Below are 15,455 nucleotides of genomic sequence, written 5' to 3' on the forward strand. Positions count from 1 at the left end.
ACACGGCGCAAACCGAGCCGCCCGCACCGGGAACGGCAGATGGAGATTCAAATGACAAATCGACGCGAAGTGCCAGGCATCAGGAAGTACGACGGGCCCGCCGGTGGTTGGGGCGCGCTTCGCGCGACAGCCGATGCGGTGCGCACGCAAATGGAAACCATCGAGGCACCGATCGTGCTGATGCGGACCAACCAGCCCGACGGCTTCGACTGCCCCGGCTGTGCGTGGCCCGACAAGGAACACAAGTCGACGTTCCAGTTCTGCGAGAACGGCGCGAAGGCCGTCACGTGGGAAGCGACGACCAAGCGCGTAACGCCCGAGTTCTTCGCGGCGAACACCGTGTCGTCGCTGCTGCGCATGTCGGACTACGAGCTGGAGAACATGGGCCGGCTCACGCATCCGCTCGTCTACGATCGCGCGACCGACACGTTCCGCGCGATCGAATGGGACGACGCGTTCGCGCGCATCGGCGAAGTGCTGCGCGCGCTGCCGCCCGATCAGGTCGAGTTCTATACGTCCGGCCGCGCGTCGAACGAAGCCGCGTTCCTGTACCAGCTGTTCGCGCGCGAACTCGGCACCAACAACTTCCCCGACTGCTCGAACATGTGCCACGAGCCGACCAGCGTCGGCCTGCCGCAGTCGATCGGCATCGGCAAGGGCACCGTATCGCTGGAGGATTTCGACCACTGCGAGCTGATCATCTCGATCGGCCACAACCCCGGCACGAACCACCCGCGGATGATGGGCACGCTGCACGAGTGCTCGCGCCGCAACGTGCCGATCATCGTGTTCAACCCGCTGCGCGAACGCGCGCTCGAACGCTTCGCCGATCCGCAGGACATGATCGAGATGGCGTCGTTCGGCTCGACGCGGATCGCGTCGACGTACTACCAGGTCGACGCCGGCGGCGACGCGGCCGCGCTGAAGGGCATCATGAAGGCGCTGCTGCAGCTCGAAGCCGAGCGCGGCGACGTGCTCGACCGCGACTTCATCGCGCAGCACACCAACGGCTTCGACGCGTTCTCGGCCGACCTCGAAGCCACGTCGTGGGACGACATCGAGCGCGCGAGCGGGCTCAGCCAGGCGCAGCTCGAACAGGTCGCGCTCGCGTATGCGAAGTCGAACGCGACGATCGTCACGTACGGGATGGGCGTCACGCAGCACAACAAGGGCACCGCAACCGTGCGCCTGATCGCCGACCTGCTGCTGATGCGCGGCAACATCGGCAAGCCCGGCGCCGGCGTGTGTCCGCTGCGCGGCCACTCGAACGTGCAGGGCAACCGCACGGTCGGCATCACCGAGAAGCCGTCGGCCGAGTTCCTGAAGAAGATCGAGGACGTGTGCGGCTTCACGCCGCCCGCGCATCACGGGCATGACGCCGTGCAGGCGATGCAGGCGATGATCGACGGCACCGCGAAGGCGCTGCTGTGCCTCGGCGGCAACTTCGCGGTCGCGCTGCCCGATCCGGAACAGTCGTTCCCGGCGATGGCGAAGCTCGACCTGAGCGTGCATCTCGGTACCAAGCTGAACCGCTCGCACCTGCTGGTCGCGAAGGAAACCTTCGTCCTGCCGGTGCTCGGCCGCACCGAGCTCGACATGCAGGCCACCGGCCGGCAGTCGATCACCGTCGAGGACTCGATGTCGATGGTTCACGCGTCGGCCGGCAAGCTCAAGCCGGCGTCCGACCAGTTGCGCTCGGAGCCGGCGATCGTCGCGGGCATCGCGCATGCGACGCTGCCGGCCAGCAAGGTCGCGTGGCTCGACCTGATCGCCGACTACGACCGCATCCGCGACCTGATCGACAAGACGGTGTCCGGCTTCGAGGCGTTCAACGAACGCATCCGCACGCCGGGCGGCTTCCGCCTGCCGCTGCCGCCCACCGAGCGCGTGTGGCCGACGCCGACCGGCAAGGCGATGTTCTCGGTCTACAAGGGCGTCAAGGAGGACGCCGACGTGCTCGGCGCCGAGCAGGTGCTGCGGCTGATCACGCTGCGCAGCCACGACCAGTACAACACGACGATCTACGGGCTCGACGACCGCTATCGCGGCGTGTTCGGCCGGCGCGACGTGCTGTTCATGAACCCTGCCGACCTCGCGAAGTACGGGCTCGAACACGGCGACCTCGTCGACATCGAGACGGTCACCGCATCGGGTCGCGCGCTGCGCCTCGAGAAGATCACCGCGATCGAGTACGACATCGCGCCGGGGTCGGTCGGCGCGTACTACCCGGAAGCGAACGTGCTCGTGCCGCTCGACTACATCGACAAGGAAAGCGGCACGCCGTCGTACAAGTCGGTGCCGGTGCGCGTCGCGCGCTCGGCGGTGGTCTGACCGACTGACGGGCCACCGTGTCTCGACGGACGCGATGGCCCCCTTCCTTCCCCGTTGTTACCGCGCCGCCGTCGGCGGCATCGTCGCGCCCGTCTGCCGGCGCCGATACGCGCTGTCGCGCGTCGCGAGCCAGTAGTACAGCGGCGACGTCAGCACGAGCCCCACGAGCCACGACAGGTCCGCGCCGCCGAGATGCGCGGGAATCGGGCCCGCATACATCGGCGTGTTCATGAACGGAATCTGCACGAGGATGCCGATCGCATACGCGAGCAGCGCCTGCGGGTTGAAGCGGCCGTAGATCCCGCCGTCGACCATGAAGATCGACTTGATGTCGTACTTGCCCTTGTGGATCACGTAGAAGTCGATCAGGTTGATCGCCGTCCACGGCACCAGCACGACGAGCAGCGCGAGCACGAGGTCCACGAGGTTGCCGACGAAGTTCGTCGACGCGCCGATCGCCGCGTAGCAGCAGGCGACGAAGATCACGACCGACACCACCGCGCGTGCCTTCGCGGTCGGAATCCACTGGTACGCGAACGTCTGCACCGACGTGATCACCGCGAGCACCGCGCCGTACAGGTTCAGCGCGTTGTGGCTGATCACGCTCAGCAGGAACAGCACGAGCATCAGCGGGCCGAGCGGGCCCGTCGCCTGCTTGACCGCATCCATCGCGTCCGCGCCCGCGGGCACCGCGAGCACCGCGACCGCGCCGAAGATGAACGCCAGCGTCGAGCCGATCGTGCAGCCGAGATAGGTCGCCCAGAACGTCGAGGCCACGCCGACGTTTTCCGGCAGATAGCGCGAATAGTCCGACACGTACGGCGCGAACGCGATCTGCCACAACGCCGACAGCGACACCGTCGCGAGCCAGCCGGCGAAGTTGAAGCCGCCGCGCGTCAGGAAATCGTCGGTCGTCACGTGCGTGAGGATCATCCAGAAGCCGACCAGGATGCCGATGCCGAGCACCCACGTGCCGATCCGGTTCAGGATGTGGATGAACCGGTAGCCGACGATCCCGATCAGCCCCGAGCCCACCGCGCCGATCACGATGCCGACGGGCACCGGCACCGACGACGCGATGCCGTGCACCGACTTGCCGGCCAGCACGATGTTCGACGCGAAGAAGCCGACGTACATCACGGCCGCGATCACGGTCACGAGCAGCGCGCCCCACGAACCGAACTGCGCGCGGCTCTGGATCATCTGCGGGATGCCCATCTGCGGCCCCTGCGCCGAATGCAGCGCCATCAGTACGCCGCCGACCGCCTGGCCGACGACGATCGCGACGATGCCCCACAACAGGTTCAGGTGGAAAAGCTGCACGCCGAGCGCGCCGGTCACGATCGGCAGCGGCGCGATGTTGCCGCCGAACCAGAGCGTGAACAGGTCGCGCACCTTGCCGTGGCGCTCCGCGGGCGGCACGTAGCCGATCGTGTGTTTCTCTATCATCGGGGACGCGTTGCGGTCCACGTTCGTCATGGTGATGTCTCCTGTCCTGCGCGGCGATGCGCGCTTGCCGTGTCAGCCGGCGCGCGTTGGGGGACGCGCCTGCAATCGGGTCCGGATACGCGAGCGACGACGCGCCGCGTGCACGCGCGGCGGGGTCGAACGAAGCGGACGATGCGCGTGCGGGGACGGATGACAGGTCCTGGCGGTGCGTGCGCGGCCGCTTCGTTTGCTGCTTGATCCAGGTTGGAGACGATGGTGCGCCACGACCCGCGCGACCGGAAAATACTAAAAATATTTTCGCGACATACGAAAAAGCTCTGCAGCGGACATTTCGGCGCCGGGGGGCTTTCAGGTAAGGTGCTACGCAAACCATGGACAGATTGCGCCCGCGGCGGCACGCCGGGGCCGTGCATCAGAGGCGCTTGTGGCTCATTACACTTTGCGGCAACTGAAATACTTCGTGACGACGGTGGAATCCGGCAGTGTCGCCGAGGCGTCGCGCCAGCTCTTCATCGCGCAGCCGTCGATCTCCAGCGCGATCAAGGGCCTGGAGGAAAGCTTCGGCGTGAAGCTGTTCATCCGCCATCACGCGCAGGGCGTATCGCTGACACCGAGCGGCACGCGCTTCTATCGGAAAGCGCAGGAACTGCTGCGCATCGCGCACGAATTCGAACAGAACGCACTCGCCGACAACGACGTGATCACCGGGCAGATCGACATCGGCTGTTTCGAGACGGTCGCGCCGCTCTATCTGCCGCAACTGATCGCGGGCTTTCGCGAGCGCTACCCGGGCGTGAACATCCGGCTGCGCGACGGCGACCAGCAGGAACTCGTGCAGGGGCTGACGTCGGGCACGTTCGATCTCGCGCTGATGTACGACCACGATCTCGACGGCACGATCGAGACCGAGCCGCTGATGCCGCCGCAGCAGCCGTACGTGCTGCTGCCGGAGAACCACCGGTTCGCGGGCCAGACGCACGTATCGCTGCGCGACCTCTGCGTCGAACCGATGATCCTGCTCGACGTGCAGCCGAGCCGCACGTATTTCGTCAGCCTCTTTCACGAACTCGGGCTCACACCGAACATCGTGTTCGGGTCGCCGTCGATCGAGATGGTGCGCGGGATGGTCGGCCAGGGGTTCGGCTTCTCGCTGCTCGTCACACGCCCGCATTCCGAATACACGTACGACGGCCAGCGCGTCGTGACGATCGGCCTCAGCGAAACCGTGAGCCCCTCGGGGCTCGTGAGCGCACGGCTGAAGCGCGGGCAACTTACGAAGCAGGCGCAGTCGTTCGTCGATTTCTGCCGCGAGCGGCTCGCGCAGATCGTCGCGGAAGCGGCGCGATAAGGAACCGGAAGGAACACGAAAACGCACGCGCCGCGGGATGCGGTGCGTGCGTGTCGGTCGTGTCGGTCAGGCGCGCCGCGTCAGGCGGCCGCGGCGAGATGGGCGGCCAGCCGCCCCAGCATCGCGTCGCAGCCGTGAAGCTGGTCGAGCGTGACGAACTCGTCGGGCTTGTGCCCCTGGTCCATGCTGCCGGGCCCGCACACCACGGTCGGAATGCCGGCCTGCCCGAACAGCCCGCCCTCGGTGCCGAACGCCACCGTGCCGAAGGCATCGGAGCCGCTCAGCATCGCGAGCAGGCGCGCGGCCTCGCTGTCGGGCGCGGTCGCCAGCCCCGGATAGGCGCCCAGCGGCTGCAGTTGAATGTCGGTATCGGCCTGCACCGCGCGCATTCTCGGCAACAGTTCGGATTCCGCGTAGTCCTGCAGCTTCCTTGGCACGTCGTGCGCATCGAAATCCGGCAGCGCCCGCACCTCGAAATCGAACTCGCATTCGGCCGGCACGATGTTCAGCGCGCGGCCGCCCCTGATCAACCCCGTCTGCACGGTCGAGAACGGCGGATCGAATCGTGCGTCGTGTCGCTCCGGCCGCGCGAGCGCCGCGCCGATCTCGCCGAGCCGGCCGATCAGCTTCGCCGCATAGTCGATCGCGTTGACGCCAGACGGCGCGTACGCCGAGTGGCATGCGGCACCTTTCACGTGGCAGCGCATCGCGAGCTTGCCCTTGTGACCGAGCACCGGCTTCAGCTCGGTCGGCTCGCCGATCAGGCACAGGCGCGGCCGGTGCTCGCGCGCGGCCAGTGCGTCGAGCATCGGCCGCACGCCGAGGCAGCCGACTTCCTCGTCGTACGAGAACGCGAGATGCACGGGCACGCTCAGCGGCCGGGCCACGAACGCCGGCACGGCCGCGAGCACCGACGCGATGAAGCCCTTCATGTCGGCCGTGCCGCGGCCGTACAGGCGGCCGTCGCGCTCGGTCAGCCTGAACGGCTCGACCGTCCACGCCTGCCCGTCGACCGGCACCACGTCGGTATGGCCCGACAGCGCGATGCCGCCGCGGTCGCGTGGCCCGATCGTCGCGTACAGGCTCGCCTTCGTGCGCTCCGCGTTGTAGAACAGTTCGCTCTCGACGCCGAAGCCCGCGAGATAGTCGCGGATAAAACCGATCATCTCGAGGTTCGACTCGCGGCTGACGGTCGCGAAACCGACCAGCCGTTCCAGCAGTGCGCGGCTCGACGTGTCATTCATCGCCCGGCACTCCGTAGCTCGGCGCGGCGGTAGGGTTCAGCGCACGCGTCTGGTAGTCCTGCATCTGCGGCCGATACGCGTGCCACAGCGCATCGAGCTGCCCGATCGGATCGGCGTCGGCCCAGTCGACACGCAGGTCGACGATCGGCCAGGTCACGTCGCCGGCCACCTTCAGCGCGGCCGAATGCACCGGCCCCGCCTCGCCGCCGGCGGCCATCGCCGCGTGCATCGCGGCCAGCAGCCGATCGGCGAGCAGGCCGGGCGCCTGTTCGAAGGCGCGCGCCATCGCGTCGATCACGGCCGGCGCGGCCAGCAGGTTGCCGGCCGCCACGCATTGGTCGCCCTGCACCGCGTGATGCGTGCCGAGCGCTTCCTTGCCGGTGAAGCACGCCGTCTGCCCCTGCCCGTCGATCACCGTGACCTGCCGGTACTGGCTCCAGCCGTTCGCGCTGAGCGCGCGGTCGAGCGCCGCGGCGGGCGCGAGCTGCTCGTGCTCGATCAGGTCGAGGATCTGGGGCCCAAGCGCCGGCAGCGTGATGTTCTGCGTCGCGACGGCGCCGACGCCCGCGCGCACCCACGGGCAGCGCGCGCCCACCGCGATGCTCGACGAGCTGATCGCAATGCCGAGCTGGCCCGTCTCCGGGCAACGCCCGACGATGGAGAAAGTCATATCGCCTCCTACGCGCGGTTCGGCTGCCAGGTGTCCGGGATCACGGCGATCACGTCGATTTCCATCAGCCACTGCGGCTGGCCGAGCGCGGACACGACGAGCCCCGTCGAGATCGGATACACGCCCTTCAGCCACTTGCCGACTTCCTGGTACACGGGTTCGCGATAGCGCGGGTCGATCAGGTAGGTCGTCGTCTTCACGATGTGCGTGAGGTCGCTGCCGGCTTCCTCCAGCAGTTGCTTGACGTTCTTCATCGCCTGCTCGGCCTGCGCGCGCGGATCGCCGAGGCCGATCAGCCTGCCGTCGAAATCCGTGCCGACCTGGCCGCGCACGTAGACGGTGTTGCCGGCCCGCACGGCCTGGCACAGGTCGTTGTCGAGCGTCTGGTTCGGGTAGGTATCCTTTGTGTTGAACATGCGGATACGGGTATGGGTGGGTTGGCTCATCGGAATCCTTCAGTCGTCAGGGGCCACGCCGCCGCACCGGCAGCAGACGCGGTACGGCAAGCGGCATGGGTTCGGTCAGTTCACCGCGTCGGCGAGCGGCTGCGGGTCGGCGTGCGGCTGCGTGTCGGCGTGCGGCGCGGCGCCGTCCTGCTCCGCGTGCGCAGTCGAGCGGCGCTGCGCTGCGTCGTGGTAGTCGAGGTAGGTACGCTGGATCGCGATGTGATCGGCGATGTGCCGCGCGTCGTGCCACACGCCCCAGATGAAGCTGGAGCCGCGCCGCGACAGCCACGGCAGCCCGAGGAAATAGATGCCCGGCTCCTTCGACACGCCGCGCTGGTGCTGCGGCTTGCCGTTGTCGGCGAACGCGTCGACCTTCAGCCAGCCGTAGTCGACCGCGTAGCCGGTCGCCCAGATGATCGACGTGACGCCCGCGCCGGCAAGGTCGAGCGTGAGGATCGGATGCGCGACGCAGTCGGGGTTCGGCAGGATGCGGCGGGCCTCCGGCTCTTCCGGCAGGTCGAGGCCGTTGCGCGCCGCATAGGCGTCGGCCGCGTCGAGCAGCGACAGGTAGTTGTCGTCGCCGCGTGCGAGATTGATCGCCAGGTCGCGTTCGAACACGGCCACGCCGCCGTCGAACGACTTCGTCAGCCCGACGAGCGTCACGCCCTGGTTCGCGAGCTTGCGGAAATCCACCGTATGGCCGCCGCGCGCGCCGCTCACCGCGATCGTCACGTGTTCGCGGCCGGGCGTCGCGACTTCCTTGTCCCATTCGCCGAGCACGCCGAGCCACCAGCAGAAATCCCGGCCGCGATACGCACGCGGCGGCCGATCGTGCGGGCCGACCGACAGGTACACCTGCCGGCCCGCGCGTTGCAGCTCGTCGGCGATCTGCACGCCCGACGACCCCGCGCCGACCACCAGAACCGCACCTTCCGGAAGCTGCTCCGGGTTGCGATAGTCGGCGGAATGCATCTGCACGACGCGCGCGTCGTCCGGCGCGATCGGCGGAATCACCGGGCGCTGGAACGGCCCGGTCGCGACGACCACGCGGTTCGCCTCGATCGTGCCGTCGGACGTCTCGACGATGAAACCCGGCTTGCCGGCATTGCGCACGACCTGCTTCACCTCGACGCCGGTACGGATCGGCGCGTTGAACTTGCGCGCATACGCTTCGAAGTAGTCGGCGACCTGGTCTTTCGTTGCGAACGCATCGGGATCGAGGCCGTCGAATTCGAGGCCGGGAAAGCGGTCGTGCCACGCGGGGCCGTTCGCGACCAGCGAATCCCAGCGCCCGGTGCGCCAGCGCTCGGCGATGCGGCTGCGCTCCAGCACGAGATGCGGTACGCCCAGCTTGCCCAGGTGCTCGCTCATGGCCACGCCGGCCTGGCCGGCGCCGACGATGAGCGTATCGATTGAAGTTGTTTCGACTGCCACGGCTGTCTCCTTGAGGTGCGGCTCGCTGCGAGGCTCGTATGCCCGTGTCGTCGCGCGAGTGGGAATGGAGACATTCTGCTGACAGCCCGGCGTGGGCGAAATGATGTTTTTTGTCGTTGTTGACGAGAAAAAAGCTGGGGGATCAACGGAGACATCATGCGCTCCCACACCGGGTCAGCACTGGCTGCGAGGTGACGCGGCGGCGGGGTCGAAATGGCGAGCGAGGCATCTGCCGCGCCATACGGGAACGAATCATGCGCGTGAGTCATGGTCGGCATTCAATGGAGGACGGCTCGATGAAACCCCTGACAATTGCAACGCGTCGAATTCTGGCGACCCTCGTGGCAGGCGGCGCACTCGCCGCGACCAGCACGGCCTTCGCGCAAGGCTACGGTGCACCGCCACCGAGGGTCGAAGAGCGAGCGCCCGCCCCGGGGGCCGGTGTATCGGTCGAGATCGGCGTGCACGGAGACCGCTACTGGGACGGCCATCGCTACTGGGAACGCGACGAGTGGAGGCATCGTCATCCGCGCGATCGTGATCCGTGGCGCGAGCATGAGCACGAGCATGAGCACGAGGGCGAGCATCGTGAATAGTGACGACCGCCGCCTGGCGTACGCGCAACTTCCGTGTGACGCGGGTTAAAACCCGGATTCGGATGCCAAAGCGCTCCGGTAAATGAGCGCAAACCGCGTCATCACACTTTTCCAGATCAGCTTGAACGCGGCCTCGTCTGACAAGAGATGGCCGCGCCTCTTTTGCTATTGCGCAGTTGCATGATCGCCTGATCAACTGCATCCCTGCGACCTTCCACGCCGTCACATCGAAAGTAGCCGTGTACTCGCTGCCGGCGCATGCACGTTTGCCCGGCGCCGGCGCGAACGCCACTGCGCGCACGACCCGACGTCCAACGCGGCGATTCGCGGGCAAGCAGTCGTCCCGCGCATGCCGGCCGATACCGTTGCGCGCCATTCGCTTGCCGCCGAACGCGTGATCTTCGTTATTGCAATCGACTCACGCCACGATCATGTTTCGTCGAATACGATCTCCGGTTTTTTGTCATCCTAAGTAATATGGATGTTTTTATTTCGTAATCGACCATTCAACGCCCGCCCTGCGCGCGCCGCCCGATCGCTCAATGCGATGCTCGCCAGCATGCTGACGAGCATCGCAACCGCCACGCCGCTCGTGTCCCAACGCAGCCCCAGACCGAGCGCCAATGCCCTGATCGCGGTCATGCCGAGCGCCATGACGAGCAACATCGCCGCAAATTCAAGCGCGACCCGAGCCGGAGTCCGAACCAGCGCTCGTACCGTGCTGCGCCGCTGCCCATCCTTGCGGTCGGCCTCGCGCAAGATCAGCAGCGCCAGCATGGCCAGCATCGACATCGGGAACCATTGGAGATGCAGCACGAGCGTGTTCCACATCGCGCCGGCATCGAGCGTTCCACCGCAGATGTCGAGAATGGCTTCGACGGGCGACCGTATGGCATCGAGCGTCAATCCCGCGCAGATGGCCGCCATGCACTGGAGCATCGCCCTGCGCGCGCACCCGCCGGACGCTCCGCCTTTCATCGAATAGCCGGCGATGCCGCAAACCATTGCGCCGACGCCGTTCCATATCCAGCTGGAAGGGGCACCGTGCAGCCGGGTCGGCAAGTCGCAAGCCAGGTAGCCGAGAAGCGCGAATGCCATCGCGCCGCCCACCCGTTCGGATAGCGAAATAACAGCCGTTCGCGCAGGCCCGATCCCGACGCAGGCGCGAATCGCGTCCGTCACCGTCGCCGGACGCCTGGCCGGGTCAGCCGGCGGTGCAGTCGGCGCAGTCATGGCCGTTCAGGCGGGATCTCTCATGACGGCATACCACGAGCACACCACCCCGGCCGGTGCGACGCCGCCGGTGCCGCTCGCATGCGGCACCGTTCGGACGATCGAACCGGTCAGCGCCGGGCGCTGATCGATGCCGTTGGGCCAGGGCGCGCTCACGTAGCCGACATAGTCGTAGACCCATTCCTCGCCGCTGACCACGCCGCGCCCCTGGAACCGCACCGTGCCCGGATTCCCGTAGGTAATCCAGCCGTTGAGCTGCAGCTCCCACCCCGGTCCGAAAATGCGCCCCTTGAAAATGCCCGCCGGCGCGTGCGCGATCTCGATCGTGCCGAGGCCGAATTCAAGGTCGTTGAATGCGGTGGCCGGGTCGGGATCGTTCAGGAAACTGCGATAGGTCCACAGCCCCACCAGGCTGCCGGTTTCGGGTGTGTAGCTCATGCCCGCGTCTCCCCGTCATGTCCGCGTTGTCGAAGTACCGAGGTGAACCGGCGCCGGGCAACGGCGCCGGTTCGTCACGCGCCGACGCTACCGGACCTCGAGCCGGAACAGTTTCCGTACGGGTTGCGGCGCCGCGCCGGCGACGGCTTGCGAAGCGGGCGGCGACGCGGGTTGCGTCTGAAGGCGTACGCCCTCGCGCGTATGGATTTCGACGTCGTACTGCGCATCCTGCACCGCGCTTTCGGCGAAGTGATTCAGCGGGAAGAACGCCTTCACTTCGAGGTGCGTCTGGCAGTTCGCGCAGGACTGCACGCTCCAGCGGCTCAGCACGGCCTCCGAACCGAGCAGTTGCCGTTCGCCGTCCACGTTGATGTACGCGGACACGAGGAACGACCCGGCAATCGGCGCACGATTCAGCCCGGAGACGCGCACGACCTTGCTGCTGTTGCCGGCCGGCACGGTCGACGCCGCGAGCGAGCGTTTCGGCAGGTCTTCCAGCGAACCGGGACCGTACGTGTAGCCGAGCTGTTCCTCGATGTTGATGCAGTCGAGCGACGTGTAGGCGCGCTCCTTGCCGTTCTCGCTCTTCTTGAACGGATCGAGCGGCGTGTCGAGCGTGAGCCACGAGTTGGGGACGATGCCCGGCGTCGGCCCCTGCGCATCGACGGAGTTGGTGCCCGGATACTCGGCGATGACGTCGAGGTGCTGCGTGAAGCCATGCCGCTTCTGCCACAGCCAGAACACGCGATCGATGAAGCAGTGGTGGAAATAGAAGATCGGGTCGAGGCCCGCCGTGTCGTTTTCGCCCATGTCGCCGTTGGCGCCGGGAATCGGCGAGAAATCGCCCTTGTTCGGGCCGTGCGGCACGTCGAACCCGCCGACCGCAAGGTGAATATCGTTGTGCGGCGACTCGAGCGGGACCACGGGAATCGCGCCGTCCGGAAGATTCTCGTTCCACTGGGCCGCGGACGACGTATTGGAAAACACCGTGTAGTTCGGCGCATCCAGGCACTGCTCGAACTTGCTCTTCACGTTGGTCGGCACCACGTCGCCCTTCACGACGATGTACGACGTGAGCCAGTCCACGATGTTGCGGTTCAGTATGACGACGTTCTCCTTGGCGTTGGGGAACTTGGCGTTGTGCTTCTCGGTGGCGGCCTTGTCCTTGTCGGTCCCCACCAGCCCCGACAACGGGTAGCGCACCGTGACGTAGGGCAGCGGCTTGCTGTAGTTCGGATTGTCGCCGTTGATGTTGTCGGTGATCGCGCGGTTGAACGCGAAAGACGCCAGCGGGTTCGGAATCTTTTCGCCGTCGAGCTCGAAATCCGGGTCGGTCAGCGCCCACGGAATGCCTTTCGTCAGCGACTCTTCGCTGGTTTCGTCCCAGAACGGCAGCATCACCTCCTCGCAACCGGGGATGCTCTGCAGCGCCTGTTCCAGCCGCAGCAGGTAAGCGCGGTGCCAGGTGGGGAACAGCACGTTGCCGTGGTTGCAGTAGCCGCCCCAGTAAGACGCCGAGCCCCAGCCGGCACCGCGGAACGGCTCGCCGTGGAAGCCGCCGATCATGAAGAACGAGTTCGGATCGTCGGGCGGCAACGCCTTGATGCCTTTCCACGCGCGCATCACGTCTTCCAGCGGCTTTTTGTTGCCTTTCCGATATTCGGCTTGCAACGATTCGATCGACGGACGAACTCTGACCCCAGGTGCGTTATTCATGATGTGCCCAGTCCCCTTCGTGGATAGCGTTAAGGTTTGACCACCAGGTTTTGAACGTAAGCAGGTAATTCATAAATCACTCAAACTCGCGTTCAATTGAATTCGTTTTATTTAAATAGCGTTTGGCATTTTGAAAGCATTAACCGGCGGACCATAGGCGCGGGCCCGCGTGGTCACCTGATCGCCTCCATGGGTGGCGTGGACACGCGCAACAGGCACAGCACGGCCTCTGAAAAGGGGCTGCGCCTTCAGATCGCAGGGATGCCGTGGTGAATCGATGCCGATTCGCCAGGCACGCATGCCTGGCAAAGCAGCCGAGATACCCCGTAACGTTTTATCCTGATTTGGTATGAGTAAATAAAGCAGATGCCACTGGTTTTAGCAAGGAAAAGGCGGCCTGAATTATTAAAAAAATGCGAATACAGAAGCAAACCTTAGCTCGTTTTGTTTTCATGAATAATCTTGCTGATTTACGACGATATCGTAAAAAACCGGACGCCGGATAATCACATGTGCGTCACGGAGTTTATTAATACGATCGGCCGACGGCGACCTTACGATCGAACAGATCGGTCAACAGCAGGCCCACCGCGTCCATCACTCGCCGGCCCGAGCACGTACAGCTGCATCGTGCCCACGTTGGTCGAGGTCGGCAGCTGTACCGCCGAGTGCGTCGTGGCTCATGACTTACCTCCTCTCGATGTCCGTCCGCGGCGCCGATGCGTGCGGTCGGGGGCGGACGGACGCGGCGCCGAGGCGCGCCGGCCGGCAGGCCGCAATGGAGATCGCATGGTGTTCTCCCGGGAATGGACGTGCGACGGCCTCGCCGGAAAGTTCGGCAGGACCGCTGCAGGGACGAACCGGGAGACGCATCCGTGAAATCGGACGCCGTGCGTAAATGACATTGTCGGGATCACGCCACACCCGTCCCCGATAATTCTTGACTGTGCCCGTGCCGATGATTTGGTAGGATGCACGTCGCCTCGGTATCGACGGCAGCCGGACATTCAACCGTCCCTTTTTTTGATGCCGCGCGGCCGGCTCACCCCGCCCGCGCGCATCGGTGCACTGAACCGCACCCCAGCCCCCGTGAAACCCGCAACACCCCGGCGTCGCCCCGCGCGACCCGTTGCAGCAACCGTTGGAGTGGCGCCTCGTGCGCCAGCAAGCATGAAGAAGTCGAATCCGTCCACCCGCCCTCCGCGCGAGAAAGACCGCACGTCGCTGGCGCGCGCCGGTGCACTGCTGCTGATGGCCGGCCTGCTGTACCTGCTGTGGCCGTCGGCCGAAACCGCGTACCTCGCGATGGAGTCGGTCATCCGCTGACGCGGCACGCCCTCCCCGCACTACGCTATACTCACGCAATGGAAACCCGACCTGCCTCGCCGAACGTGCATTGCTGGTGGCGCGCCTGACCCAGGCGGCCCGTTTCCTTTTGCATGTCCCAAACGTGATGCCGCCAGCGATGGCGGCATTTGCGTTTCTGCGCAGACACCATGGCTGGCGGCTTCGATAACCCGGAGCAACGACCAACATGACCCAGACCCGACCGATCATCCTCACCGGCGACCGCACGACCGGCCCGCTGCACCTCGGCCACTACATCGGCTCGCTGCGCGCCCGCGTGCAGATGCAGCACGAAGCGAAGCAGTTCCTGCTGCTCGCCGACACGCAGGCGCTGACCGACAACATGGGCCGCCGCCAGCGCGTCACCGAGAACGTGATCGAAGTCGCGCTCGACTATCTCGCGGTCGGCATCGATCCGGCGATCTCGACGATCGTCGTGCAGTCGCAGGTGCCAGAACTCGCCGAGCTGTCGCAATACCTGCTGAACCTCGTCACGGTCGCGCGGCTCGAACGCAATCCGACCATCAAGGAAGAGATTCGCCTGCGCGGTTTCGAGCGTGACATCCCGGCCGGCTTCCTGACCTACCCGGTGAGCCAGGCGGCCGACATCACCGCGTTCAAGGCGACGCACGTGCCGGTCGGCGACGATCAACTGCCGATGATCGAGCAGACCAACGAACTCGTGCGCCGCTTCAACGCGACCGTCGAGCAGCCGGTGCTGGTCGAATGCGAGGCCGTGCTGTCGGCGGTCACGCGGCTGCCGGGGATCGACGGCAAGGCGAAGATGAGCAAGTCGCTCGGCAACGCGATCACGCTCGGCTCGACACCGGACGAGATCACGCAGGCCGTGAAGGACATGTACACGGACCCGAACCACCTGCGCGTGAGCGATCCCGGCCAGGTCGAGGGCAACGTCGTGTTCACGTTCCTCGATGCGTTCGAACCCGACGTGCAGAAGGTCGACGAGTTGAAGGCGCACTACCGTCGCGGCGGGCTCGGCGACAGCGTCGTCAAGCGCGTGCTGAACGAGCGGCTGCAGGCGTTGATCGAGCCGATCCGCGCGCGCCGTCGCGAATTCGAGGCCGACAAGGCCGAGGTGATGGCGATCCTGAAGCGCGGCACGATGCACGCACGGGACGTGGCCGGCGCGACGCTCGCCGAGGTGAAGGGCGCGATGGGGCTGAACTACTTCGATTGAGCGAC

At 66.1% G+C, this 15,455-nt stretch carries 13 protein-coding genes; 5 read left to right on the forward strand and 8 right to left on the reverse strand.

The features are described from left to right. The first annotated feature begins 51 nt into the window (after nucleotides 1-51). A complete protein-coding gene (locus CFB82_RS36505) occupies nucleotides 52-2,331 on the forward strand; it encodes an FdhF/YdeP family oxidoreductase (RefSeq protein ID WP_089449425.1) in 2,280 nt (759 codons plus the stop codon). A gap of 57 nt (nucleotides 2,332-2,388) precedes the next feature. Here the strand turns inward: CFB82_RS36505 and CFB82_RS36510 are convergent, their stop codons facing one another. Next, the gene (locus CFB82_RS36510; RefSeq protein ID WP_089487207.1) at nucleotides 2,389-3,810 is read right to left on the reverse strand and encodes a purine-cytosine permease family protein; all 1,422 of its coding nucleotides are present in this window, start codon (nucleotides 3,808-3,810) and stop codon (nucleotides 2,389-2,391) included. Between the two features lie 394 nt (nucleotides 3,811-4,204). Here CFB82_RS36510 and CFB82_RS36515 point away from each other — a divergent pair, with 394 nt between their 5' ends. Beyond that, the gene (locus tag CFB82_RS36515; RefSeq protein ID WP_069249468.1) at nucleotides 4,205-5,128 is read left to right on the forward strand and encodes a LysR substrate-binding domain-containing protein; all 924 of its coding nucleotides are present in this window, start codon (nucleotides 4,205-4,207) and stop codon (nucleotides 5,126-5,128) included. Between the two features lie 80 nt (nucleotides 5,129-5,208). On the opposite strand, the gene argE is transcribed toward CFB82_RS36515, so the two are convergent. The 4 genes from argE to CFB82_RS36535 all read right to left on the reverse strand — a co-directional run bounded on the left by argE (nucleotide 5,209) and on the right by CFB82_RS36535 (nucleotide 8,922). Beyond that, complete coding sequence (gene argE, locus CFB82_RS36520; protein ID WP_089487208.1) at nucleotides 5,209-6,372, reverse strand: acetylornithine deacetylase; 1,164 nt, start codon at nucleotides 6,370-6,372, stop codon at nucleotides 5,209-5,211. Further along, on the reverse strand, nucleotides 6,365-7,042 hold the full coding sequence (locus CFB82_RS36525) for a DUF1028 domain-containing protein (protein WP_069249466.1): 678 nt from the start codon (nucleotides 7,040-7,042) through the stop codon (nucleotides 6,365-6,367). Before CFB82_RS36525 ends, argE begins: the two co-directional genes overlap by 8 nt. An 8-nt stretch (nucleotides 7,043-7,050) precedes the next feature. Beyond that, nucleotides 7,051-7,488 (reverse strand): RidA family protein, encoded by a 438-nt coding sequence (locus CFB82_RS36530; protein WP_089487209.1) that lies wholly within the window; start codon nucleotides 7,486-7,488, stop codon nucleotides 7,051-7,053. Between the two features lie 75 nt (nucleotides 7,489-7,563). Then, nucleotides 7,564-8,922 carry a flavin-containing monooxygenase gene (locus tag CFB82_RS36535; protein ID WP_089487210.1) on the reverse strand — a complete coding sequence of 453 codons (1,359 nt, stop codon included), beginning with the start codon at nucleotides 8,920-8,922 and terminating at the stop codon, nucleotides 7,564-7,566. 296 nt (nucleotides 8,923-9,218) lie between these two features. On the opposite strand from CFB82_RS36535, the gene CFB82_RS36540 reads away from it, so the two are divergent. Continuing rightward, nucleotides 9,219-9,518: a hypothetical protein gene (locus CFB82_RS36540; protein ID WP_089487251.1), complete on the forward strand. Its 300-nt coding sequence runs from the start codon at nucleotides 9,219-9,221 to the stop codon at nucleotides 9,516-9,518. A gap of 468 nt (nucleotides 9,519-9,986) precedes the next feature. On the opposite strand, the gene CFB82_RS36545 is transcribed toward CFB82_RS36540, so the two are convergent. The 3 genes from CFB82_RS36545 to CFB82_RS36555 all read right to left on the reverse strand — a co-directional run bounded on the left by CFB82_RS36545 (nucleotide 9,987) and on the right by CFB82_RS36555 (nucleotide 12,905). After that, entirely contained in the window at nucleotides 9,987-10,751 is a 765-nt protein-coding gene (locus tag CFB82_RS36545) for a hypothetical protein (RefSeq protein ID WP_143751027.1), read from the reverse strand. A 6-nt stretch (nucleotides 10,752-10,757) separates the two neighbouring features. Then, on the reverse strand, nucleotides 10,758-11,189 hold the full coding sequence (locus CFB82_RS36550) for a hypothetical protein (protein WP_089487212.1): 432 nt from the start codon (nucleotides 11,187-11,189) through the stop codon (nucleotides 10,758-10,760). Nucleotides 11,190-11,276: 87 nt separating this feature from the next. Further along, nucleotides 11,277-12,905: a tyrosinase family protein gene (locus CFB82_RS36555; RefSeq protein WP_089487213.1), complete on the reverse strand. Its 1,629-nt coding sequence runs from the start codon at nucleotides 12,903-12,905 to the stop codon at nucleotides 11,277-11,279. A gap of 1,170 nt (nucleotides 12,906-14,075) precedes the next feature. Here CFB82_RS36555 and CFB82_RS43510 point away from each other — a divergent pair. Both CFB82_RS43510 and trpS read left to right on the forward strand, forming a co-directional pair. Continuing rightward, nucleotides 14,076-14,231 (forward strand): hypothetical protein, encoded by a 156-nt coding sequence (locus CFB82_RS43510; protein ID WP_166890929.1) that lies wholly within the window; start codon nucleotides 14,076-14,078, stop codon nucleotides 14,229-14,231. Nucleotides 14,232-14,439: 208 nt separating this feature from the next. After that, the gene (trpS, locus tag CFB82_RS36560; RefSeq protein ID WP_089487214.1) at nucleotides 14,440-15,450 is read left to right on the forward strand and encodes a tryptophan--tRNA ligase; all 1,011 of its coding nucleotides are present in this window, start codon (nucleotides 14,440-14,442) and stop codon (nucleotides 15,448-15,450) included. The last annotated feature ends 5 nt before the right edge of the window (nucleotides 15,451-15,455 follow it).

It is taken from the genome of Burkholderia sp. HI2714 (genome assembly GCF_002223085.1).
Classification (GTDB): Bacteria; Pseudomonadota; Gammaproteobacteria; order Burkholderiales; family Burkholderiaceae; genus Burkholderia; species Burkholderia lata_D.

Coding starts and splice junctions, on each gene's coding strand:
- CFB82_RS36530 (WP_089487209.1), bottom strand. CDS start 7,488: ATGAGCCAACCCACCCATACCCGTATCCGCATGTTCAACACAAAGGAT.
- CFB82_RS36555 (WP_089487213.1), bottom strand. CDS start 12,905: ATGAATAACGCACCTGGGGTCAGAGTTCGTCCGTCGATCGAATCGTTG.
- CFB82_RS43510 (WP_166890929.1), top strand. CDS start 14,076: ATGAAGAAGTCGAATCCGTCCACCCGCCCTCCGCGCGAGAAAGACCGC.
- trpS (WP_089487214.1), top strand. CDS start 14,440: ATGACCCAGACCCGACCGATCATCCTCACCGGCGACCGCACGACCGGC.
- CFB82_RS36545 (WP_143751027.1), bottom strand. CDS start 10,751: ATGACTGCGCCGACTGCACCGCCGGCTGACCCGGCCAGGCGTCCGGCG.
- CFB82_RS36550 (WP_089487212.1), bottom strand. CDS start 11,189: ATGAGCTACACACCCGAAACCGGCAGCCTGGTGGGGCTGTGGACCTAT.
- CFB82_RS36525 (WP_069249466.1), bottom strand. CDS start 7,042: ATGACTTTCTCCATCGTCGGGCGTTGCCCGGAGACGGGCCAGCTCGGC.
- CFB82_RS36540 (WP_089487251.1), top strand. CDS start 9,219: ATGAAACCCCTGACAATTGCAACGCGTCGAATTCTGGCGACCCTCGTG.
- CFB82_RS36505 (WP_089449425.1), top strand. CDS start 52: ATGACAAATCGACGCGAAGTGCCAGGCATCAGGAAGTACGACGGGCCC.
- CFB82_RS36510 (WP_089487207.1), bottom strand. CDS start 3,810: ATGACGAACGTGGACCGCAACGCGTCCCCGATGATAGAGAAACACACG.
- argE (WP_089487208.1), bottom strand. CDS start 6,372: ATGAATGACACGTCGAGCCGCGCACTGCTGGAACGGCTGGTCGGTTTC.